Genomic DNA, 22,552 nt, shown 5'->3' on the forward strand with positions numbered 1-22,552 from the left:
CCGCTGGCGCGCCCGAGAAGCGCGCCAGTGGCTACACCCTTACTTTAGTGAGAGGCGAGCGCGCCATAACGGCGCGCAACGTATTCTTCAACGATGGCCTGGAACTCTTCGGCGATATGGTCGCCCTTGAGCGTCACCGTGCGCTCGCCGTCGACGAACACCGGCGCGGCCGGCACTTCGCCGGTGCCCGGCAAGCTGATGCCGATATCGGCATGACGGCTTTCGCCCGGCCCATTGACCACACAGCCCATCACCGCGACGTTCATGGATTCGACGCCGGGATACTGCGCGCGCCACACCGGCATCTGCCGGCGCAGGAACGACTGGATGCTGTCGGCCAGTTCCTGGAAGAACGTGCTGCTGGTGCGGCCGCAGCCCGGGCAGGCGACGACCATGGGCGTGAAGGCGCGCAGGCCCATGGTTTGCAGGATTTCCTGCGCGACGATGGCTTCGCGGCTGCGATCGCCGCCCGGCTCAGGCGTGAGCGATATGCGGATGGTGTCGCCGATGCCTTGCTGCATCAGCACGGCAAGCGCGGCGGTCGAGGCCACGATGCCCTTGCTGCCCATGCCGGCCTCGGTCAGGCCCAGATGCAGGGGATAGTCGCAACGGGCGGACAGATCGCGGTAGACCGCGATGAGATCCTGAACATGGCTGACCTTGCACGACAGGATAATGGCGTCGCGGCGCAGGCCGAGTTCTTCGGCGCGCTGGGCATTGCTGATGGCCGAGACAACCAGCGCGTCGCGCATGACGGCCTGCGCTTCCCAGGGCTGGGCGCGCCGGCTGTTTTCGTCCATCTTGCGCGCCATGAGTTCGTGGTCCAGGCTGCCCCAGTTGACGCCGATGCGCACCGGCTTGTCGTAGCGGCAGGCGACTTCGATCATTTGCGCGAAGTTGTCGTCGCGGCGCTTGCCGCCCCCCATGTTGCCGGGGTTGATGCGGTACTTGGACAGCGCCTGCGCGCATTCCGGAAACTGCGTCAGCAGCTTGTGGCCGTTGTAGTGGAAGTCTCCCACCAGCGGCACGTTGACGCCCATGCGGTCGAGCTGTTCGCGGATGGCGACGACCTCGCGGGCGGCTTCCGGCGTGTTCACGGTGATGCGCACGAGCTCGGAGCCGGCCTGCGCCAGTTCCTTGACCTGGATCGCGGTGGCAATGGCGTCCGCGGTGTCGGTGTTGGTCATGGACTGGACCACGACCGGGGCGTCTCCGCCCACCGTCACGACGCGTTCGCCCCACTTGACCGCGACGGAACGCGTGGCGCGGCGCGCCGCGGCTCCCACCGAGGGAGGCGGCGCGTCCTGGCAAGGCAGAGAAGAATCTTGCATCGGGTGGAACCGGGTTACTTGGTCGGCTTCGGCAGCCAGTCGGCCGGCAGCCACTGCTGCGGCAGCCAACCTTGCCAGAAGGCATACGCCACGCCGGCGGCCAACACCAGCACAATGGCGATCAGCCAGCCCCAGGACGTCGTGGACGAGCGGTCGTCGTCGGCGCTGGATTGGGGGATGGAATGCGCCGAGTGCAGCGAACTGGGGCTAAGCTTGGCCGGCCCCGTGACGCGAGCCTTGGGGTCGAGCGAATCGACGATGGCCTCGGCGTCGGCGCCAAGCAGGCGCGCGTAGTTGCGGACGAGGCCGCGCAAGGAAACGCCGGTGGGCAGATGATCCCACTGTTCGTTTTCAAGGGCTTCGATCTGCTTGGTGGAAAACTTGATGCGGCTGGAGACTTCGTCGAGCGACCAGCCCTTGGACTGGCGCAAACCGCGCAAGGCGGCGCCCACGCTGCCCACCGAACCGGCGGACGAGTCGGAAACTGCAGAAGCGAAATCCTGCGTCATGCGTGCACCTGTTTAATTGGTATGGTCTGGCGCTGTGCGGCATTGCGCTCGGTGATCCGAGTGCGATCCCGCACCTCTCCGGCCAGTTGGCCGCAAGCCGCATCGATGTCGTCGCCCCGGGTCTTGCGGACCGTGGTGATGATGCCGGCGTCCATCAGACGCTGGGCAAACACCTTCACCCGCGCCGAGGCCGATCGCTTCAGGCCGGACGCGGGGAATGGGTTGAACGGAATGAGGTTCAGCTTGCAGCGCACCTGGCGTGCAATGTGGATCAGTTCCTTGGCGTGCTGGTCGGTGTCGTTGATGCCGTCCAGCATGCAGTATTCAAACGTGATGAAGTCGCGCGGCGCAAATGCGAGATAGCGTTCGCAGGCGGCCAGCAACTCCTTCAGCGGGTATTTCTTGTTCAGCGGCACGAGCTCGTCGCGCAGCGCGTCGTTGGGCGCGTGCAGCGAAACGGCAAGCGCCACGGGACAGTCTTGCGACAGGCGGTCCATCATGGGGACGACGCCAGAGGTGGACACCGTGACGCGGCGGCGCGACAGCCCGTAAGCGTTGTCGTCCAGCATCAGGCGCAGCGCAGGCAGGACCTGATCGTAATTGAGCAGGGGTTCGCCCATGCCCATCATGACGACGTTGCTGATGACGCGCGTGTCTTCGGTGGCGCGGGCGCTTTCAAGGCGGGCCGTGCCGATGTCGGCCTCTAGCACGCGCTTGGCCCACCACAACTGGCCGATGATTTCGCTGGTCTTCAGGTTGCGGTTGAAGCCCTGGTGCCCGGTCGAGCAGAAGCGGCAGTTCACCACGCAGCCAGCCTGACTGGAAATGCACAGCGTGCCGCGGTCGTCTTCGGGGATGAAGACGGTTTCGATGGCATTGCCCTGCCCCACATCAAACAGCCACTTGCGGGTGCCATCGGTCGAGCGCTGCTCGATGTTGACGGGCAATGCCTCGATGCGGCATTGCGACGCAAGCTGGCTGCGGAAATCGCGGGCCAGGTCGGTCATGGCGTCGAACGAATCGGCGCCGCGCTGGTGCATCCAGCGCTGCAACTGGCGGGCACGAAACGGCTTGCCGCCCCACTGCCCGACCAGTTCGGACAGGGCGGAGCCGTCCAGCCCCAGCAGATTGATTCGTTCGACGGATTCCATAACCAGGTAAAACTTAAAGCGCTTTCAACAACTTAAGCCAAAAATTAACGGCTGTGGATGTTGATTTCGGGGAAGAAGAAAGCCACTTCGACAGCGGCCGTTTCCGGAGCGTCGGAGCCGTGAACGGCATTGGCGTCGATGCTGTCGGCGAAGTCGGCGCGGATGGTGCCGGCGTCAGCCTTCTTGGGGTCCGTGGCGCCCATCAGGTCGCGGTTCTTCTGGATGGCTTCTTCGCCTTCCAGCACTTGCACGAACACGGGGCCCGAGATCATGAAGTCGACCAGGTCCTTGAAGAAGGGACGGGCGGCGTGCACGGCGTAGAAACGCTCGGCGTCGGCGCGCGACAGTTGGGTCAGGCGGGCGGCGATGACCTTCAGGCCGGCTTGCTCGAAACGGCCGACGATCTGGCCGATCACGTTCTTGGCGACGGCGTCGGGCTTGATGATCGAGAGGGTGCGTTGAATGGACATAAAGGACTCCGAAAACTGATTTCTGACGGGTTTCTAATTAATTGCCTGGCGGGGCTCTGTGCTTGCCGATGCCGCCCTTGGGTGCCACCCTTCGGTGCCACGTCAAGCGCCATCGCGCCGTTGGCACGCAGGAGGTCCGAAACGTATGGGTGTCTCGGGCCGTCCTGAACCACCGACCAAGACAGGATTCGACACTGCCGACCTGTCGGACGCATCCTGGAATGCCAGCGGGATTCCGGATGCAGGCGAATCCAATGATTCTGCGCGCATTTCCGAAGGAATCCTCAATGAATTCAGGGACTTCTAAAAGGTTTACAGTAACCCGGTATTCTAACACGCCGAGAAGACCGCATTACATCTTAAAATGAGCGGTTTGCTGCCCGCGTCCTACCCGGGCGCCCCTGTCTGCCGGAACTTAGTAATGACTCAAGCTGCTCCCCCGAACGCCGCACCCATCGCCGGCGAAACCCCGGAACTCTCCAAGAGCTTCGAACCCTCCGAACTGGAATCCCGCTGGTACGCCGAGTGGGACAAGCGCGGTTACTTCGCCGCCGGCCAGCACGTGAAAACGGGGACGGAAAGCCAGCCCTACGTCGTCCAGTTCCCGCCGCCCAACGTTACGGGCACCCTGCACATGGGCCACGCGTTCAACCAGACCATCATGGACGGGCTGGTGCGCTACCACCGGATGTCGGGCGACGACACGGTGTTCATTCCCGGCACCGACCACGCCGGCATCGCCACGCAGATCGTCGTTGAAAGACAGCTCGACGCGCAAAAGGTTTCGCGCCACGACCTGGGCCGCGAGAAATTCGTCGAGAAAGTGTGGGAATGGAAGGAAAAGTCTGGCAGCGCCATCACCGGGCAGGTGCGCCGCCTGGGTGCGTCGGCCGACTGGCCGCGCGAATACTTCACCATGGACGACCGCATGTCGCGCGGCGTGGTGGAGACCTTTGTCCGCCTGCATAAACAGGGACTGATCTATCGCGGCAAGCGGCTGGTCAACTGGGATCCCAAGCTGCTGACCGCCGTTTCCGACTTGGAAGTGCAGTCCGAAGAGACCGATGGCCACATGTGGCACATCCTCTATCCGTTCGTCGACGGCCCGCAAACCATCGTCGACAACGAGGGCCAGACTGTCACTCTGCGCGGCATGACCATCGCCACGACCCGCCCTGAAACCATGCTGGCCGACGGCGCGCTGTGCGTGCATCCCGATGACCCCCGCTACAAGCACCTGGTGGGCAAGCAGGTCGAGCTGCCGCTTTGCGACCGCAACATTCCCATCATCGCCGACGACTTCGTCGACCCCGCATTCGGCACGGGCTGCGTGAAGATCACGGGCGCCCACGACTTCAACGACTACGCCTGCGCGATGCGCCACGATCTGCCGCTGATCGTGATCTTCACGCTGGACGCGCACATCAACGAAAACGGTCCCCAGCAGTTCCAGGGCATGGAACGCTACGAGGCCCGCAAGGCCGTCGTCGCGCAGCTGGACGCCGAGGGTTATCTGGTCAAGGTCGAGCCGCACAAGATGATGCAGCCCAAGGGTGACCGCACCGGCGTCGTGCTCGAGCCCATGCTGACCGACCAGTGGTTCGTCGCGATGAGCAAGCCCGCGCCGGAAGGCACGCTGAACCCCGGCAAGAGCATCACCGAGGTCGCACTGGAAGTCGTGGCCGACGGCCGCATCCAGTTCTACCCGGACAACTGGACCACCATCTACAACCAGTGGCTGAACAACATCCAGGACTGGTGCATTTCGCGCCAGCTCTGGTGGGGCCACCAGATTCCGGCCTGGTACGCGGAAGACGGCCAGGTATTCGTCGCCCACGACGAAGCCGGCGCAATCGAACAGGCGCGCGCCGCCGGCGTCACGGGTCCGCTCACGCGCGATCCCGACGTGCTGGACACGTGGTTCTCGTCGGGCCTGGTGCCCTTCACGACGCTGGGCTGGCCGGAAAACACGCCGGATCTGCAGCGCTACCTGCCCTCCAGCGTCCTGGTCACGGGCTTTGACATCATCTTCTTCTGGGTGGCGCGCATGGTCATGCTGACCACGCACCTGACCGGCCAGATCCCGTTCAAGCACGTCTACGTGCACGGCCTCATCCGCGACGCCGACGGCCAGAAGATGAGCAAGTCCAAGGGCAACACGCTGGACCCGGTGGACCTGATCGACGGCATCGACCTGGACGGTCTGGTGGGCAAGCGCACCTACGGCCTGATGAATCCGAAGCAGGCCGGCGCGATCGAAAAGGCCACGCGCCGCCAGTACCCGGACGGCATCCCCGCCTACGGCACCGACGCGCTGCGCTTCACCATGGCAGCCTACGCCACGCTGGGCCGCAACATCAACTTCGACCTGAAGCGCTGCGAGGGCTACCGCAATTTCTGCAACAAGCTCTGGAACGCCACGCGCTTCGTGCTGATGAACACCGAAGGCCATGACCTGACGGTGGCTGATGCCGGCGAACTGTCCTTCGTGGACCGCTGGATCATCAGCCAGATGCAGACGCTGGAAGCCGACGTCGCGCGCGGTTTTGCCGACTACCGCTTCGACAACATCGCCAACGCGATCTACCGCTACGTGTGGGACGAATACTGCGATTGGTACCTGGAACTGGCCAAGGTGCAGATCCAGACCGGCACGCCGGCCCAGCAGCTTGGCACCCGCCGCACGCTGATCCGCGTCCTGGAATGCGTGCTGCGCCTGGCACACCCGATCATTCCGTTCATCACGGAAGAACTGTGGCAGAAGGTGTCTGTCGTGGCCGGCAAGCGCAAGGAAGGCGCCACCGACAGCGTCAGCGTGCAGCCCTACCCGAAGGCCAATCCGGATGCGGTGGACACCGCCGCCGAAGCCGACGTGGCCGAACTGAAGGCGCAGGTCGAGGCCGTGCGCGCGCTGCGCGGCGAGATGAGCCTGTCGCCCGCCCAGAAGGTGCCGCTGTGCGCCCAAGGCGACGCACCCATGCTGACGCGCAACGCGCCGTACCTGGCCGCGCTGGCCAAGCTGAGCCAGGTCGACGTGCTGGACGTCCTGCCCGATGCCGGGGCGCCGGTGCAGGTCGTCGGCGGCAGCCGCCTGATGCTGCACGTTGAAATCGACGTGGCCGCTGAGCGCGTGCGCCTGGACAAGGAAATCGCCCGCCTCGCCGGCGAGATCACCAAAGCGCAGGGCAAGCTGTCCAACGCGAGCTTCGTCGAACGCGCCCCCGCCGCGGTCGTCGAACAGGAAAAGGCCCGCATGGCGCAATTCGGCGAGACGCTGCAGAAGGTGCAGGAGCAACGCGCCAAGCTGGGCGACTGATCCCCGCGCTTTAAGTGCAATCCCAGAAACCCCGGACGCCGTTCCGGGTTTTTTGCTTTGGGAGTGACGACGGGAGTTGGGCGGTGGACCTGGCAGCCTTCAAACACCGCCGTCCGTCATCCGGTACCAGCTCACCACCGCGTTGACGTACAGCCGGCGCAGCGGATAAAGCGGAAACGGCACAATCGGCGACAGGGGCACGGGCAATGCGTTGGCATCGCCCGTGGCCACGTATTGCGCCATCGCGGCGCCCATGCACGTCTGCAGGCCGACGCCACGGCCCTGGCAGCCGATGTCCACCAGCAGTCCGGGCTGCGGCTCATGCAGATGCGGCAGATAGTCGCGCGTGACGGCGACCCGGCCGCACCAGCGGAATTCGAAGGGCGTGCCCGCCACCTGCGGGAACATCTTCACCATCACGCGTTCAAGGTGCGCCCAGTCGGACTCGCCCTTGGGCTCGCGGAAGGGGCCGCGGCCGCCCATCAGCAACCGCCCCTGATGATCCAGACGGAAGTACAGGAGCAGGTTGCGCGTGTCCGAGGTGACGTGGCCCTCGGGGAATATGCCCGCGCGGATGCGGTCCGGCAGCGGCACGGTCGCCACCTGGAACGTATTGGCGTCGATGATGGACGGCTTGAGTCCGGGCCACAGATCGCCGCCATAGGCATTGGTGCACATCACCACGCGATCGGCGCTGACCGAGGGGCCGCGTGCCGTGGACACCGTCCACTTGCCACCGTCACGCCTCAGTCCAGTGACGGGCGTGTCGGTGTGCAGCATCGCGCCCGCATTCAGCGCGGCGCGCGCCAGACCTCGCGCGTAGCTCAACGGCTGCACCGCCCCCGCCCGCCGGTCCACCCATCCGCCCAGGTACTTGTCGGCGCCGATCAGACGCGCGACCTGCGACCGGTCGAGCGGCTGGGCGTCCACGCCAAGGCGCGCCCACTGCGCCGCGCGGCCTTGCGCGATGCGCAGCGCCTGCGGCGTGTGCGCGCCCTGGATCCACCCGGCGCGCACGCGCGGCACGTCCATCGCATGGCGTTCGATCAAGTCAAAGACGACATCCGCCGTCGCGCCGGCGAATCGTGTCAGCCGCTCGCCGCGCTCGGGCCCGAACATCGAAATCAGATCATCCGGGTCGTACTTCAAGCCGGGAATGACCTGGCCGCCATTGCGGCCCGATCCGCCAAAGCCGATCTCGCGCGCTTCCAGCAGCACGACCTTGACGCCGCGCTCGGCCAAGTGCAAAGCGGTGGACAGGCCGGCGTAGCCGCCGCCGATCACGGCGACGTCTGCCTGCGCCGAAGCGTCGAGCGGCGCGGTGGGCGGCGGCGCCGCCGCGGTGGCCGCCCACAGTGACGGGGAAAGAGGAAACGGCGCTGGCTGCATGGGGCTTCCTTCCTTACATGGGATGCAACACGCGCCGCAGGAAGTCCTGCGTGCGCGGATGCTGCGGATGATTCAGGACTTCGCGGGCAGCGCCCTGCTCCACCATGACACCGCCATCGAAGAACATGACGCGGTCGGCGACCTCGCGTGCAAAGCTCATTTCGTGCGTGACGACGACCATCGTCATGCCGGCTTCGGCCAGCTTGCGCATGACGCCCAGCACGTCGCCGACCAGCTCCGGATCGAGCGCCGAGGTGGGCTCGTCAAACAGGATCGCCTTCGGTCTCATCGCCAACGCGCGCGCGATGGCCACGCGCTGCTGCTGGCCACCCGACAATTGGTTCGGATGCGCGTGCTCCTTGTCCGCCAGCCCCACGCTGGCCAGCAATTCGCGGCCGCGCTCCACCGCCTGAGCGCGCGGTTCCTTCTTGACGAAGATAGGACCTTCGATCACGTTTTCCAGCGCCGTGCGGTGCGGAAACAGGTTGAAGCGCTGGAACACCATCGCCACCTGCGTGCGAATCGACACGATGGAGGGCGCATCGCAATCCACGAGCTCGCCGTCCACGGTGATGCGGCCAGCGTTGTAGCGCTCCAGTCCGTTGATGCAGCGCAGGATGGTCGACTTGCCCGAGCCGGACGGGCCCACGACGCACACGACCTCACCCTGCTCGACCTCGGCGTCGATGCCCTTCAAGACCTCGAGCGGGCCAAAGCTCTTCCTCACGCCTTGCAGGCTGATCATTTGGTTGCGCTCCGTTTTTCCAGATGCCGCACCAGCAGGATGAGCGGCACGCACATCACCAGGTACATCAGCGCCACCAGCGTGAACACCGTGGCGTTCTTGAACGTGGATACGGCGATGAGCTTGCCCTGCAGAGCAAGCTCTGCGACGGTGATGGTCGAGGCCTGCGACGAGTCCTTCAGCATCATGATCATGATGTTGCCGTACGGCGGAAGAACGATCTTCACGGCCTGCGGCAGCACCACGCGCCGCATCGTCAGGCCCCAGCCCATGCCCATGGCCATCGCGGCCTCGATCTGCCCGCGATCAATCGCCTGGATGCCGGCGCGGAAGTTCTCTGCCTGATAGGCCGAATACGCGATGCCCAGGCCGATGATGGCCGCGTGCACCGCACTCAGCGACACGCCCATGTCCGGCATCACGAAGTAGATGTAGAAGAGCAGCACGATGATCGGAATGCCGCGCAGCAGATTGACCAGACCCGCGCTGAACCCCGACAAGTACTTGTTGCCCGACACCCGCATCAACGCCCACACCAGGCCCAGCACCGTCGACAGCGCGAGCGAGCCCAGCGTCACCAGGATGGTGAGCTTGGCGCCCTCCAGCAGGATCGGCATGAATTCTGCCGCGTCTTTCAAGAATTCCGTCATGAGTCCACCTACCTCGAGAAGACCGCCCGCGATGACAGCTTGGGATACAGCCCGAGAAGCGCTGCGGATGGGCTGCGTCCGCCGGCGCGCGTGAAGGCGCCAGCGGGATGTCGCCAATGCTTGAGCTCAGATTGCCCGGCTGGCATCAGGCGCCGCCCAGGCCCCACTTCTTCAGGATCGCGTCGATGGCGCCATCGGCCTTCAGCTTGGCCAGCGCCTTGTTGATGCGGTCAAGCAGCTCGGTGTCGTCCTTGCGCGTGGCCAGCCCAAGGCTGCCCATGATCGTCGGCTGATATGACTGCGCCATTTTCAGGTTGGGATAGTTGCCCTGCGACAGGACATACGCGGCGATGGGATAGTCCATGAAGCCGCCCTGGATCCGGCCTGCGTTGGCGTCGCGCATCATGTCGGGCGGGTTGTCGTAAAGCTTCACTTCCTTGAAGACACCGCTCTTCTGGATCGGCTCGACAAAGGCGGTGCCGACTTGCACGCCGACGGTCATGCCCTTCATGTCGGCGAACGACTTATATTCCTTGTTGTCGGTCTTGAGCACCATCAGGCCCTCGCCGTAGCGATAGACGGGCTCGGAAAAGCTCACCACCTGCTGGCGCTGGGGCGTGATGAACATCGCCGCCGACACGATGTCGATGCGCTTGGACGTCAGCGAGCCGATCAGCGCGGAAAACGCCATGGGCTCGATCTGCACCGAGAATCCGGCCTCCTTGCCCACCGCTTTCACGATGTCTACCATCACGCCCTCGATGCTGTTGGTTTTGGTATCGAGAAACGTGAACGGGCTGCCGGTGGGCGTGGACCCCACCTTCAACACCGTCTGGGCTTGGGCGCCCGCCGCCATGGACAATGCTGCGAATACAGAGACAACAAGAGTCTTGAATTTCATGACATATCCTCATCGTGGCAAAGAAGGCCGGGCCGCGCGTGGCGCGCCCGGTGGCGGCACGCTCCCCGCGCGTTCCGCCGCTTGGGTGCTGCGCGCTCAGGGCGCTTGTGGCGTGTCGTCCTCCGCGGCGTGAGTGATGTTGGATATGGCCCAGATGACTTCGGTCGTCTGGGTCCCCGGATTGCACCAGCGGCGCGGCGTGCTGCTGGCGTAGCAAAAGCTGTCGCCAGCTTGCAGGCGGATGACGCGGTCGCCCACCCAAAGCTCGAGCACGCCCTTGAGCACCAGGCCGATCTGCTCGCCCTGCCCCGTTACGAACAGTTCGTTGCCGGTCGATCCGCCGGGCGCAATGGACGCGCGGCACAGGTCCATGCTGCGGCATGCCGCGGGCGTGAACATCTCTTTGCTGATGCCTTTTTCCTTCAGGTCGATGTGGCGGTGCGTGCCTGCGCGGGCCACGCGCCCGTCTTCCTCGCCGCCGGTATGCTCGGCGTTGCGCAACAGCGAATTGACCGACACGCGAAACTCGCGCGCCAGGAGATGAAGGACTTTGATGGACGCCGAACTCAGCCCTCTTTCGATCTGGCTTAGCAGCCCCAGCGACATGCCGCAGGCCCGCGCGACGTCAGCGAGCGACCGGCCCTGCTGCTTGCGCAACTGACGCAACTGCTGACCCAGCCAAAGATCGACGGCCGACTCCGGTCGTTCCGCATGAGCGGGGGACGCGGGCGCTGCACGGGCACGGCGAACGGCGGCGGAGCGGGTCATATGAAAATTTCATGTGCATGTAATTTTCAATACTAAGGAGCCGCAAAAACGCCCACAATCCAGGGACTTCCCTAGCGTAGTGGGCGTTTACGGGCGTTTCGGGCCGGCGCGTCGGTCAGGAAGCGTCGGACGGATCGCGGTTGGGATCGGGTTTGGGATTGGGCTGGGTCTGCCCCGTGGGCGCGGCATCGACGGCGGGTTTGCGCGGCCGGCGGCGTCTCGCACCCTGCTCCGCAGGCAACGGCGTGCCGGCCAACTCGGCCAGATAGCGTTCATCCAGCTTGCTCAGCCAGCCTTTTGCGCGCGCCGATTCGATGAGCTCGGGCCGGCGTGCGGCGGTCAACGCGAGCGAACGTTCGCGCCGCCAGCGGGCGATATTGGCGTGATGCCCGCTCAGCAGGGGCGCCGGCACCGCTTCGCCGTCATAGACTTCCGGGCGTGTGTAGTGCGGGCTGTCCAGCAGGCCGGACAACGTGTCATTGAAGGAATCCTGCAGGGCGGAATCCCCGTCGTTGAGCACGCCGGGCAATAAACGCACGGCGGCATCGATCACGGCCAGCGCCGCGATTTCACCTCCGGAGAGCACGAAGTCGCCCAGCGAGATTTCTTGCGTGACGCAGCGATCAATGAAGCGCTGGTCCACGCCTTCGTAACGGCCGCAAATGAGGATGAGGCCATCGCTGGCGGCCAACGCTTCGGCGCCGGCCTGGTCATAGCGCCGGCCGACCGGCGCAAGCAGCGCCACCGGGGCAGGACCCAGGCCCTGTCCGGCGCGCGCCTGCTGGGCGGCATTTACGGCGGCTTCCAAGGGACCCGGCATCATCACCATGCCGGGGCCGCCGCCATAGGGGCGGTCGTCCACGGTACGGTGTACGTCATGCGTGAAATCGCGCGGATTCCAGGCATGAAGCTGCCACCGGCCCTGGGCATGGGCCCGGCCGGTGACGCCGAGGTCGCGCACCACCCCGAACATTTCGGGAAATAGCGTAACGACGTCGATACGCATCAAAAATCCGCGGGCCAATCGCTGTCGATGCGGCGGGCAGCCAGATCAACGGCGTGGATGTGCGCGCGTACGAACGGAACAAGCATTTCGGCGGGTCGGCCCTTGGCGTCCAGGACGGGCTCGGGGCTTTCGCCCTCGCCCTTCTGCAGCAGGACCTTCAACACGGCGTGAGCACCGTTATCAAGGACCTCGCTGACCACGCCAATTCGCGCGGATTCGCCGTTGGCGCTGGAATACAGCGCGCAACCAATGAGATCGACCCAGTAGTATTCGTCTTCCTCGGGCGCGGGGAATGATCCACGCGGCGCTTGCACGGTATGTCCGCGCAACGCTTCGGCCTGATCGCGATCCGTAATGCCCTGCAGTTGCGCCACCACGGTGGCTCCCTGCGAACGGGATTGCAAGATCTTGAATGCGACAGGCGCAGACGCGACAGCGCCCCGCGCCAATTCAGGCACAGGGCGAGTCAACCACCATTGAGACGCTGAGAGCAGCACTTCGGCGTTGGCCGAATGCGGCTGCACTTTAACCCAGCCTTTCACACCGTAGGCTGCAGTAATGCGGCCCAGCTCGACCAAATCCGTAGGCGCCGCGTTGGAGGTTGCGGCATCAGGCATTTATCGTGCTCTTTATCAGGCTTGGAAGCGATGAAGCAGCTAGGAATGTCCGCTTTCAAGCGCGAGGCTTTCAACGTCGAAAAACCAGCTGCTTCAGAATTCAACTAAGGATGTGCGTCGCGGGCAATTAGGCCGCGGCGGAAACCTTGGCCGAGTATTCCTTGACCAGACGCTCGACGGCGGGCGACAGTTGCGCGCCGGTGCCGGTCCAGTACTGCACGCGATCCAGCGCAATGCGCAGGTTTTCCGTGCCTTCGCTAGCCACGGGGTTGTAAAAACCCACGCGCTCGATAAAACGGCCGTCGCGACGGTTACGCGAATCGGTGGCCACCAGGTTGTAGAACGGACGCTTCTTGGACCCACCGCGGGCCAGGCGAATCACCACCATAGGTAATCCCTTGAATTAGTTGTGAAAAACGGGAAATTCTAGCACTGAAAGGAGCCTGCTGGCAAATGCGAGTGCCGAAGAATCTGTGATGCGGTGCGATTTGTATCCCAAAACACCACATCCGGGTATTCTACAAGCACGAGCCCAGCCCTGCTGCGGCTCGATCTGCAGGAGGCCCGGACGTCGTGTTGTCGTCCCCCTGTCCGTCGTCAGGCGGGTGCGGGTGCAAGTGACCTGGCCTGCAGCCTGCCCCGTTGTCATGCGTTTGAGCAGTTGGTGCGTCTGAAGAGCAATCTGATTGGAGAGATCGGATTTCATGTCGACCCGCGCAAAACTCTACGCCCTGGCCTTGCTGGCCGCTTGGAAGCGACAGCCTTTCCCTGATACCCCGCCTTTGCCGCGAGCGCCCCGAAGATCCGGGCGGCGTTGCCACGCCCCTGCCTGACTCCGCTTTTTCCCCACAAAAAGTCCTTTAACTGGAGTGTGCACACCATGAAGAACCAAAAATCAGTCTTCGCACCCGTTGCGCGCCTGGCTGTAGCTGGATTGCTAACGGGCGCGCTGGCCTTGCCCACGGACGCGCCCGCGCGGGTCATTGGCGCGGCGCTGACAACGGCCTCCGGGCAGGTGGCAGCGGTTGATCAGGCCAACCGGACCATCACACTGCGCGGCGCCGACGGCAATACCGTGGAGATCGTGGCCGGACCGGACATCCGCAATTTCAATCAGATCAAGCCCGGCGACACGTTGACGCTGGACTACTACGAGTCGGTGGCGGTGGACGTGCGCCCCGCAGGCTCCGGCGCGCCTGAAGTCGTCACCGAGACCGCCGCGACCCGGTCGGCCAAGGGTGCGATGCCGGGCGGCGCGGTTGGCCGCCAGACCACGATCACGGCCGAGATCTGGCACATCAACCGGAGCGCGAACCTGGTGATCCTCAAGGGTCCCCAGGGCGGCAGGCGCACCATCCAGGTCAGGGATCCGGCCCTGCGCCAGAAGCTTCAACAATTGAAGGAAGGCGATCTGGTGGACTTCACGATCACGCAGGCCGTCGCCGCGGCCATCCACCGTTAGGCGCAACGGCACGCCAAGAAAAAGGCCCGCTGCATGAGCGGGCCTTTTGAGCGATCCATTGAGCGGACTTATTCGCCTATTCAGCGGGCTCGTTGAGCGGGCCTACTGCATGGGGCGATTGCCGGGCGGGCTAGCGCCGGCGCAGAAAATGCACGCAGCGTCCGTCGGCCTCTTGCTGCGCGACGAGCGCATTGCCGGTCTGGCGCGCAAACGCCTGAAAATCGCGGATCGCATTGCGGTCGGTGGTGATGACACGCACCACCTGCCCGCTTTCCATCTGCGCAAGCGCCTTCTTGGCCCGCAGGATGGGCAAAGGACACGTCAGGCCGCTGGCATCGACGTCTTGGTCGAACACCGGCGCCTCGGCGCCGGCATCAAGACGGGAATCGGCATCGCTCATCAGAGGCGCTCGTCCACCCACTTCTGCACGCCTGCAATGGCCGCGGGCAACGCGGCGATATCCGTGCCGCCGCCCATGGCCATATCAGGACGGCCACCGCCCTTGCCGCCCACCTGACTGGCGACAAAGCCCACCAGATCGCCGGCCTTGATGCGGTCGGTCAGGTCGGCGGTGACGCCACCGACCACGCTGATCTTGCCATCGGCGGAGCCGGTAGCCAGCAGCACGACGGCAGGCTTCAGGCGGTCCTTCAGGTTGTCGACCATGCCGCGCAGCGCCTTGGGATCAACGTCGCCAATGCTGGCCGCAAGAACCTTGATGCCCTTGACGTCGACCGCGGCGCTGGAAGCCAGGTCATTGCCGGCGCTGGCCGCAAGCTTGTTGCGCGACTGCTCAAGTTCCTTTTCGAGCGCCTTGACCTGGTCCTGCACCTGCGCGATGCGCGCCGGCAGATCGGCGGGCGTGCTGCGCAGCATGCCGGCGACCTGGGTCAGCAAGGCGTTCTGGTTCTGCACCCAGGCCAGCGCGTTGTCGCCAGTGATGGCTTCAATGCGGCGCACGCCTGCGGCCACGCCGCTTTCGGACACGATCTTGAACAGACCGATGTCGCCGGTGCGGGTGACGTGCGTGCCGCCGCAGAGTTCGCGCGAGAAACCGATGTCGAGCACGCGCACGGTATCGCCGTATTTTTCGCCGAACAGCGCCATGGCGCCGCCCTTGACCGCATCGTCGTAGCCCATGACCTGGGCGACGGTGGGATGGTTGGCCAGGACTTCGGCGTTGACGATGGCTTCTACGCGGGCGATCTGCTCTGCCGTCAGCGGCGCATCCTGCGCGAAGTCGAAACGGGTCTTGTCGGGATCAACCAGCGAGCCGCGCTGCTGAACGTGCGCGCCCAGCACTTGGCGCAGCGCCTTGTGCATCAGGTGGGTGGCCGAGTGGTTGCGCACCGTGCGGGCGCGGCGGACGGCGTCCACGCGGGCCAGCAGCGTGTCGCCGACGGCCAGCGAGCCGGATTCCAGCGTGCCGTGATGGCCGAACACGCCGGACTGGATCTTGAGGGTGTCAGCGACGGCGAAACGCACGCCATCGGCTTCGAGCAGGCCGGTGTCGCCCACCTGACCGCCCGACTCCGCATAGAACGGGGTGGCGTCCAGCACGACGACGGCGCTCTGGCCGGCTTTGACTTCCTGCACTTGCGTGCCGTCCACGTACAGGGCCGTGACCTTGACGTTGTCCAGCTCAAGCTTTTCGTAGCCTTCGAAGCGCGTTTCGGCGCCTTCGTAGCTCAGGCCTTCGGCCATCTTGAACTTGCCGGCGCCGCGGGCCTGGTCGCGTTGGCGCTCCATGGCGACGTCGTAGCCGGCCATGTCGACTTCGACTTCGCGTTCGCGGCAGATGTCGGCCGTGAGGTCGACCGGGAAGCCGTAGGTGTCGTACAGGGTGAACAGCGTGGTGCCGTCCAGCACGCCGCCCTTGGGCACATTGGCCAAGGCGGTGTCCAGAATACGCATGCCATGTTCGAGGGTTTCGCCGAAGCGCTCTTCTTCCTGCTTGAGGACCTGGGCCACGCGGTCGGCAACGGCGGCCAGTTCCGGATAGGCCTCGCCCATTTCGGCGACGAGATCCGGCACCAGGCGATGGAAGAACGGCTTGGTCTGGCCCAGCTTGTAGCCATGACGCAGCGCGCGGCGCACGATGCGGCGCAGCACGTAGCCGCGGCCTTCGTTGCTGGGAATCACGCCGTCGACAATGAGGAACGAGCAGGCGCGGATGTGGTCGGCGATGACCTTGAGCGAGTTGTCTTCCAGGTCCTTGATGCCGGTTTCGCGCGCGGCAGCGGCGATCAGGTGCTGGAAGACATCGATTTCGTAGTTGGAATGCACGCCCTGCAGGACGGCGGCGATGCGTTCCAGACCCATGCCGGTATCGACACAGGGACGCGGCAGGCGCGGCATGTTGCCTTCGGCGTCGCGTTCGAACTGCATGAACACCAGGTTCCAGATTTCGATGTAGCGGTCGCCGTCTTCTTCGGGGGATCCCGGCGGGCCGCCCCAGATCTCGGGACCGTGGTCAAAGAAGATTTCGGAGCACGGACCGCAGGGGCCGGTATCGGCCATCTGCCAGAAGTTGTCGGACGCATAGCGCGCGCCCTTGTTGTCGCCGATGCGGATGATGCGCTCGGCCGGCACGCCCACTTCCTTGGCCCAGATGTCGTAGGCTTCGTCGTCTTCCTGGTAGACCGTCACCCAGAGCTTTTCCGCCGGCAGCTTGTAGACCTGTGTCAGCAGCTCCCAGGCGTACTGGATGGCGTCGCGCTTGAAGTAGTCGCCAAAGCTGAAATTGCCCAGCATTTCGAAGAACGTGTGGTGGCGGGCGGTGTAGCCCACGTTCTCCAGGTCGTTGTGCTTGCCCCCGGCGCGCACGCTGCGCTGCGACGAGGTGGCACGCGTGTACGACCGCGATTCCTTGCCCGTGAAGACGTCCTTGAACTGGACCATGCCCGAATTGGTGAAGAGCAGGGTCGGGTCGTTGCCCGGGACGAGCGACGACGAGGGAACAATGGTGTGTCCCTTGGACTTGAAGAATTGCAGGAACTGCTGGCGAATCTCGGAGGATTTCATCGTGGATGAAGCAGAATTTAGGGCGAATCGCCAATTATAGAGGGTTGGCGGAAATACGCGGTAACGGGCAGGACAGTGGTCACCGCACACAGACATAACCGATGGTCCAGCCCTCGGTTCCCTTCCAGACGCCGCCGGAGGACACGACCACGCTTTCATAGCCCACTGGGCAGGCGCACTGGCCCGTGCGGGGGTTGGCGGTGGAGATGCCGGTGTAATGGAAGCAGCCAAGCGGGTAGTTCACGCTGAAGGCGCCGCCGAAGCCGCCGCTCGCCTGCATCCAGACGCCGGATTCGCACGACAGCAACTGGCCGGCGGCGGATTTGGCGAGCGCGCCCGGCTGCGCCCCGCAGGCATGGCCGGGGATTTCCCGGGCGCCCACGTCGATGTAGCCGCCCGCTTCGACGTTGCCTGCCACCGACAGGCCGCCTTGCAAATCGGGATTGCGGGTGTCGCGCATTTTGACGTAGCCGGTCAGGTCAGGCAGCCCCGCGCCGGCGCCCGCCCACAGCGCAAGCGTGCCGGGCGCGTACGTTGGCGCCTCGGCGGCCACGGGATTGGGAAAGCCGAACGCCGCGCCGCGCAACTGGGATGGCGCCTGCGGCCACACGGCCCCGCCGTAGCCGGCTGCGGCAGTGATGACGGACGCCATGGAGACTTCGTCCGGTAATTGCGTCCCTTTTTTCAGCAGCGGTTGGTCAGCGTAGACGATGCCGTCGACCCGGCAGGGTTCGTCGGGACAGGCCGGGCTGCGCAGGATGCGGATGTCCGCGCCGAAGCCGAGGGCCGACTGGTCGGGAAAGTCAGCGGGCAGATGGCCCTGGGCGCGCAGTTCGGACAGCGTGGGGTGGAGGGCGTCGGCAAAGAGCGGCTGGCCGTCGCTGGCCGCGGGCGGATCTCCCTGGGACAGGGCTTCGGAATGCCGCGACAGCACATCCATCAACGCCAGCCGGATCTGCGTCATCCACACGCCCGTGGAGCGGGCAGCCGAGGCCTCGATGCCGCGAACGACTTCGTTGGACGCCCAGATGGCAACGGCGGTGGTGATGGCGAGCGCCAGGGCCATCCCGGCGAGCGAAAAGCCCGCCTGCCGCCGTCCCGCTGCGCGCCGGCCGCTGCGGGGGGCGCTCATCGTGCGGTGAAAACGAAAGTGTTCACATCGCCCTGGGTGCACTGCGCCTGGGCCTGTGCCGCGCGGTACGGGGTCGCGGGGTTCGTGATCGAATCCTTGACGACTTTGGCGCCGCTGCTGCCGCTGATGGAGATAATTTCCGACACCCGCTGCAGGACTGACGCGAGCGCCGGGCAGGCTGCGTGGCTGACACTGGTGAGGGTAAGCGTGAATGCGGAGCCCATGCCCGCACCGTCGACGGATGCGGGTTCGACCTGGACCACGCCGCTGCCGCCGGTGCCGGAGCCGCCCAGCCCGTGGGCCACGCTTGCCGCGGCGCCAGTGCCCTGCACCGAGAGCACCGAGGAGTCGCGCAGCGCATTGGCCAGGGCGCCGGTGTCCAGCCCCGTGTAGGGCGTTACGCCGCCGCCTTGCGCGTTGATCTTCATGCTGGCGATGAACCGCTGCAGTTCTTCGCCGACCTTGGGCACCTTGTTTTCGATGACGTAACCGCCGATGGCGGGGATGCCGACGATGGCGATGAGCAGCACGATGGCTGTGACGATGGAGACTTCCATCAACGAAAACCCGCGCTGAGTCCCACCAAAGGATCGAGACAGACTGACTGCTTTCATGAATATCCTCATTGATTAAAGTGCGCGGCGAACCGCGCCGTTGCCGCCAACCCGCGGTCCACTACTGGCTGGCATAGAAATTGGTCAGCGCCTGGCGTAGCTCGTCTATCACTGCGTAATGCCACAGCGTGATGCCCAGCACCGTGGACAAGGACACGATCAGCAAGGACCAGCGCAGCACGAGCGCCTGGCGCCGCACACGCGCCAGCAGGCGGACCTCGACGCGCTGGCGCACGCGCGCCAGGCCGGGCTCGACCCCGAGCGCGTCCATCAGGTCCGCCATGTACCACCACGTCTGGGAATCCAGCAGTCCGGTGCCAAAGATTTCCGCGCCGCTGGCGCCCCCGTCGATACGGCCCAACATGGCCTGCAGGTGCGAGAGCAGCCACGGCGAGGCGTCGCGCGCCTGCACGGACAGCGCACGGCGCAAGCGCGTGTCGGCCGCGCCGTGCTGCCTGATGAGCACGGCCAGCAACGACAGAAAGCGGATGGCCTGGAAATCGCGGTACAGCCGCCAGAGCAGCCAGCGATCCAGCACGGCGCGAAGATCGCCCGTGAAGTGCGCCAGCGACCAGAGGGCGAGCAAGACCGCGCCGAATATCAGGACGACCCACAGCGCAAGCCACTGCTTCAGGCCGCCTGCCAACGTAAACAACCCGCGCGTGAGCGGCGCGTAGTCTTCGGCAGGCACGGCCTGGAATACCTGCTGCAACCGTGGCACGCTGAAAAACGGGATGGCGCACAGCAACGCGAAGGCCACAATGGCGGCAATGACACCCGTGGCGGCCGCCGACAGCAACGCCGCCCAGGCCTCGGACGCCAACCTGACGGCGCGCGCCAGATCGCGCAACGCCGCGGCCAGGTCGCCGCCCTCTTCCTGAACGCAACTGAGCAGCAGGCATTCGTTGTGCGGCAGCGTGTCGGACCAGGCGACTCCCAGATCTCCACCCGCGCCCAGATACGCGGCGGCCCAGTGCTGGCAGAGGCGTCCGCGAACCGTGTCCGGCCCGTACCGGCTGGCGTCGTCCTCGAAGATGTCGCGCAGGCTCTTTCGCCCTTGCGTGCCTTCGACGACATCCGCCAGGTATTCGTAGTAATCCGCGCGCAGCGAGCGAAAGCGCAGCGCGTCCAGCCGCAAGCGGTACACGCCAACAGACCGTGGGGACCCGCGCGAAAAGCGATGCGCGAGCTCAGCCATGGTGCGCTCCACCGGACATGGCCGCGCCCGTCTGCGCAGGCGACGCGGCCTGCAACGACGGGGATTGCAACGACGGGGATTGCAACGACGGGGCCGGCGCCGTGCTCATGTTCGGCACGACAGGCAATTCGAACCGGCGCAACAGGGTGCGTGGATCGATTTCGCCGAGATGGGCGCGGTATAGCGCGCAATCGAGCGCCCGCGCGCCGCGGGTGGCGGCTTCTCGCCAAGCGCCACCCGTGGCAGGCTGGAACTGTTGCTTCAGTCCGTGGTTGTCGCGCTGCCGCACTTGATCGAGAAAACCCTGCACGCGATCGGGCTCGATCATTTCAGCGGCGACGCAGCGCCCCGCGGTTCCGTTGAGTTCCGGCATGTGATCGCGCCGGCATGCGGGACAGCCGGCTTCGTTTCTGACCCTGAGCGAATCGGAGTGCAGATCGAACGCTTCCTGCAAGCCGCGAACCCAGCCGCGCCAGTCCCATGCATGCGCATGCCGCGCGTGCAAGCCCGACCACAGGCTGTCGACGGGCAGCGCGCAGCCGGGACACAGGCGAGGCAATAGCGTTTGATAGATGAGCAGCTTCAAGATGCCGGGCGACGCGAGGAATTCGCGCGATACGCCGATCGCGTCGGAGGCCAGGCGCTCGGGAATCATCACGGCCGATCCGGCGTGCGTGGTGGCGTACAGACTGACGCCCGAACTGGCGAGGTCCATGAACGCGCGGCCGGTCTGCGTGTCGCGGATCTCGCCGATCAGCAGATCGTTCATGGCCGAGCGCTTGATGGTCTTGAGCTTGGCGTCCAGCGTGGGCCACGCCGCGTCCGCCAGCGCGCCCGTCAACGTGTTCTGCAGCGCGTTGCCGATGTGATATTCCACCGGGTCTTCAAGCGTGATGACCTTGCGCGTGGGCGCGATGCCGCGCATCAGCGTGGCGATGGTGGTGGACTTGCCCGAGCCCACCACGCCCGCCAGCACGATGGCCCCGCCCTCGCGCTCGCGCGCCCGCAATAGCGTTTCGGCCTGTCCGGGCAAGTATCCCAACGCCAGAAGGTCGCCGTTGACGGTTGCATCCAGCCGCAGGATCCGCAGGCACACGGAAGGCCCCGCGTCCGCGGCCAGCGAGGCCCAGCGCAGCACGACTGGGGCGGCATCCACCGTCAGCGAAATACGTCCCTGCTGCTCGAGCGCCGGATCGAACACGGCGCCGTTGCCGCCACGCACGTCCATCCATGCCACGGCCAGGACTTCGAGCAACGTGGCGCTGGACAGGCCGGCGAATCGATCCGAGCCGACATACTCTCCATGGATGGTGTAGCGGATGTCGCCGGCGTCGCGCCGCTGGTCCACGTTGATGTGGACGTCGCTGGCGCCCTGCAGCACGCCCCAGCGGACGATGTCGAGAAACAGCGCTGCCAGCGCCGAGGCGCGCTCGGCCGGGTTGACCCTGGCCGTGCGCCCCGGGCCGGACGCCGTGTACTGGCCGCGCGCGATCATCAGCAGGAGTGGCGCCGGAACGACATATCGCGCGGGGCGCGCCATGCGGTAACCGGCCGCCTTGACCATGCGTTCGACCTCGTCGATCTGGTCGCCGACGGTGTATTCCTTGACGGCGAAGATCGCGGCCTGGCCGCCTTCGAGCAGGACCGGGCACAAGCGTCCGGCCAGCGCAGCCAGATCGAACTGACGGCCCAGCGCGCGCACGAAGGCCGGATCCATGCCCGCGATGTCTTCGGTGGTATGCAGCTCGGGCGGGCGAGCGGGCGTGCCCGCAACGGGCAGGGGCTGCGTTGTCATGGGTGTGCGCCCCCGGCGTCCAGGCACGCGGTCTGGTCGCGGCCTTCGCGGTGCAGGCGCACGCAGGCGCCGTCGACGGCCACCAGACGATACGGCGCGGCCAGGGCGCCGCCTGCCACGGGATCGGCACGGCCCGCCCGGTAGCGCTGCAACGTGCCGTTGACCACGATGTCCACGTTCAAGCTGCGCGCCGTGCCGAATATTGCGGTCACGCGGATGTCGTCCGCCGCGCGCCCGGCGGGCGGCATCGCGGCGCCCTTCCCTTCGCCAACCGTGCAAAGGCCCGGCACCCGGCAGTCGGACAAGGCCGCGGCCGCATCCGCGCGCAACAACGTGCGCACGGTCTCCACCTCCGGCCAAGGTTGCGGCGCGGACGCCTGATCGGCGGGCTGGGCATGGCCTGCCGATACCGCCGCGGCGCTCAGTGCGATACCGGCAAGCATTCGAGCGGCAGCGTGCCGGCGCGGGATGCAA

General features: G+C 65.6%; 21 protein-coding genes. 2 read left to right on the plus strand and 19 right to left on the minus strand.

Annotated elements, in window-relative coordinates; translation table 11 throughout:
* Window positions 1-44: 44 nt before the first annotated feature.
* The 4 genes from ispG to ndk are packed head-to-tail and all read right to left on the minus strand — an operon-like array spanning window position 45 to window position 3,461.
* Window positions 45-1,331 carry a flavodoxin-dependent (E)-4-hydroxy-3-methylbut-2-enyl-diphosphate synthase gene (ispG, locus tag AC6LJW_RS02335; RefSeq protein WP_056571439.1) on the minus strand — a complete coding sequence of 429 codons (1,287 nt, stop codon included), beginning with the start codon at window positions 1,329-1,331 and terminating at the stop codon, window positions 45-47.
* Between the two features lie 14 nt (window positions 1,332-1,345).
* On the minus strand, window positions 1,346-1,840 hold the full coding sequence (locus tag AC6LJW_RS02340; RefSeq protein WP_056571441.1) for a helix-turn-helix domain-containing protein: 495 nt from the start codon (window positions 1,838-1,840) through the stop codon (window positions 1,346-1,348).
* The gene (gene rlmN / locus AC6LJW_RS02345) at window positions 1,837-2,991 is read right to left on the minus strand and encodes a dual-specificity RNA methyltransferase RlmN (protein ID WP_056571444.1); all 1,155 of its coding nucleotides are present in this window, start codon (window positions 2,989-2,991) and stop codon (window positions 1,837-1,839) included. The genes AC6LJW_RS02340 and rlmN overlap by 4 nt, the downstream gene beginning before the upstream one ends.
* 44 nt (window positions 2,992-3,035) lie before the next feature.
* Window positions 3,036-3,461, minus strand: coding sequence for a nucleoside-diphosphate kinase (gene ndk / locus AC6LJW_RS02350; protein WP_056571446.1), 426 nt, complete (start codon window positions 3,459-3,461; stop codon window positions 3,036-3,038).
* Between the two features lie 421 nt (window positions 3,462-3,882).
* Between ndk and AC6LJW_RS02355 the strand changes: the two genes are divergently transcribed.
* Window positions 3,883-6,777, plus strand: a complete 2,895-nt coding sequence (locus AC6LJW_RS02355) for a valine--tRNA ligase (protein ID WP_056571448.1) — start codon at window positions 3,883-3,885, stop codon at window positions 6,775-6,777.
* Between the two features lie 99 nt (window positions 6,778-6,876).
* Here AC6LJW_RS02355 and AC6LJW_RS02360 read toward each other — a convergent pair whose 3' ends face one another.
* The 8 genes from AC6LJW_RS02360 to rpsP form a co-directional block, all read right to left on the minus strand.
* Window positions 6,877-8,166: an NAD(P)/FAD-dependent oxidoreductase gene (locus tag AC6LJW_RS02360; RefSeq protein WP_056571450.1), complete on the minus strand. Its 1,290-nt coding sequence runs from the start codon at window positions 8,164-8,166 to the stop codon at window positions 6,877-6,879.
* Window positions 8,167-8,179: 13 nt separating this feature from the next.
* Entirely contained in the window at window positions 8,180-8,911 is a 732-nt protein-coding gene (locus AC6LJW_RS02365) for an amino acid ABC transporter ATP-binding protein (protein ID WP_056571452.1), read from the minus strand.
* Window positions 8,908-9,561: an amino acid ABC transporter permease gene (locus AC6LJW_RS02370; RefSeq protein WP_056571453.1), complete on the minus strand. Its 654-nt coding sequence runs from the start codon at window positions 9,559-9,561 to the stop codon at window positions 8,908-8,910. Before AC6LJW_RS02370 ends, AC6LJW_RS02365 begins: the two co-directional genes overlap by 4 nt.
* A 145-nt stretch (window positions 9,562-9,706) precedes the next feature.
* The gene (locus tag AC6LJW_RS02375; protein WP_056571455.1) at window positions 9,707-10,462 is read right to left on the minus strand and encodes an ABC transporter substrate-binding protein; all 756 of its coding nucleotides are present in this window, start codon (window positions 10,460-10,462) and stop codon (window positions 9,707-9,709) included.
* A gap of 96 nt (window positions 10,463-10,558) precedes the next feature.
* A complete protein-coding gene (locus AC6LJW_RS02380) occupies window positions 10,559-11,230 on the minus strand; it encodes a helix-turn-helix domain-containing protein (protein ID WP_056571457.1) in 672 nt (223 codons plus the stop codon).
* Window positions 11,231-11,345: 115 nt separating this feature from the next.
* Entirely contained in the window at window positions 11,346-12,236 is an 891-nt protein-coding gene (gene trmD, locus AC6LJW_RS02385; protein ID WP_427985426.1) for a tRNA (guanosine(37)-N1)-methyltransferase TrmD, read from the minus strand.
* Complete coding sequence (gene rimM, locus AC6LJW_RS02390; protein ID WP_056571461.1) at window positions 12,236-12,853, minus strand: ribosome maturation factor RimM; 618 nt, start codon at window positions 12,851-12,853, stop codon at window positions 12,236-12,238. Before rimM ends, trmD begins: the two co-directional genes overlap by 1 nt.
* 127 nt (window positions 12,854-12,980) lie before the next feature.
* Window positions 12,981-13,241, minus strand: a complete 261-nt coding sequence (rpsP, locus tag AC6LJW_RS02395) for a 30S ribosomal protein S16 (RefSeq protein WP_008165084.1) — start codon at window positions 13,239-13,241, stop codon at window positions 12,981-12,983.
* Window positions 13,242-13,733: 492 nt separating this feature from the next.
* Here rpsP and AC6LJW_RS02400 point away from each other — a divergent pair, with 492 nt between their 5' ends.
* Complete coding sequence (locus AC6LJW_RS02400) at window positions 13,734-14,315, plus strand: hypothetical protein (RefSeq protein ID WP_498086419.1); 582 nt, start codon at window positions 13,734-13,736, stop codon at window positions 14,313-14,315.
* Window positions 14,316-14,445: 130 nt separating this feature from the next.
* On the opposite strand, the gene AC6LJW_RS02405 is transcribed toward AC6LJW_RS02400, so the two are convergent.
* The 7 genes from AC6LJW_RS02405 to AC6LJW_RS02435 all read right to left on the minus strand — a co-directional run bounded on the left by AC6LJW_RS02405 (window position 14,446) and on the right by AC6LJW_RS02435 (window position 22,521).
* Window positions 14,446-14,715: a sulfurtransferase TusA family protein gene (locus AC6LJW_RS02405; RefSeq protein ID WP_056571465.1), complete on the minus strand. Its 270-nt coding sequence runs from the start codon at window positions 14,713-14,715 to the stop codon at window positions 14,446-14,448.
* Complete coding sequence (alaS, locus tag AC6LJW_RS02410; RefSeq protein ID WP_498086420.1) at window positions 14,715-17,339, minus strand: alanine--tRNA ligase; 2,625 nt, start codon at window positions 17,337-17,339, stop codon at window positions 14,715-14,717. Before alaS ends, AC6LJW_RS02405 begins: the two co-directional genes overlap by 1 nt.
* Before the next feature lie 79 nt (window positions 17,340-17,418).
* Window positions 17,419-18,471, minus strand: coding sequence for a prepilin (locus tag AC6LJW_RS02415; protein ID WP_498086421.1), 1,053 nt, complete (start codon window positions 18,469-18,471; stop codon window positions 17,419-17,421).
* Window positions 18,468-19,085, minus strand: coding sequence for a type 4 pilus major pilin (locus AC6LJW_RS02420; protein WP_156395326.1), 618 nt, complete (start codon window positions 19,083-19,085; stop codon window positions 18,468-18,470). Before AC6LJW_RS02420 ends, AC6LJW_RS02415 begins: the two co-directional genes overlap by 4 nt.
* A gap of 61 nt (window positions 19,086-19,146) precedes the next feature.
* Complete coding sequence (locus tag AC6LJW_RS02425; protein WP_498086422.1) at window positions 19,147-20,283, minus strand: hypothetical protein; 1,137 nt, start codon at window positions 20,281-20,283, stop codon at window positions 19,147-19,149.
* A complete protein-coding gene (locus AC6LJW_RS02430) occupies window positions 20,276-22,078 on the minus strand; it encodes an ATPase, T2SS/T4P/T4SS family (protein ID WP_498086423.1) in 1,803 nt (600 codons plus the stop codon). Before AC6LJW_RS02430 ends, AC6LJW_RS02425 begins: the two co-directional genes overlap by 8 nt.
* Window positions 22,075-22,521, minus strand: a complete 447-nt coding sequence (locus AC6LJW_RS02435; protein WP_498086424.1) for a hypothetical protein — start codon at window positions 22,519-22,521, stop codon at window positions 22,075-22,077. Before AC6LJW_RS02435 ends, AC6LJW_RS02430 begins: the two co-directional genes overlap by 4 nt.
* Window positions 22,522-22,552: the final 31 nt, after the last annotated feature.

The organism is Achromobacter sp. 1012554356, assembly GCF_059760815.1.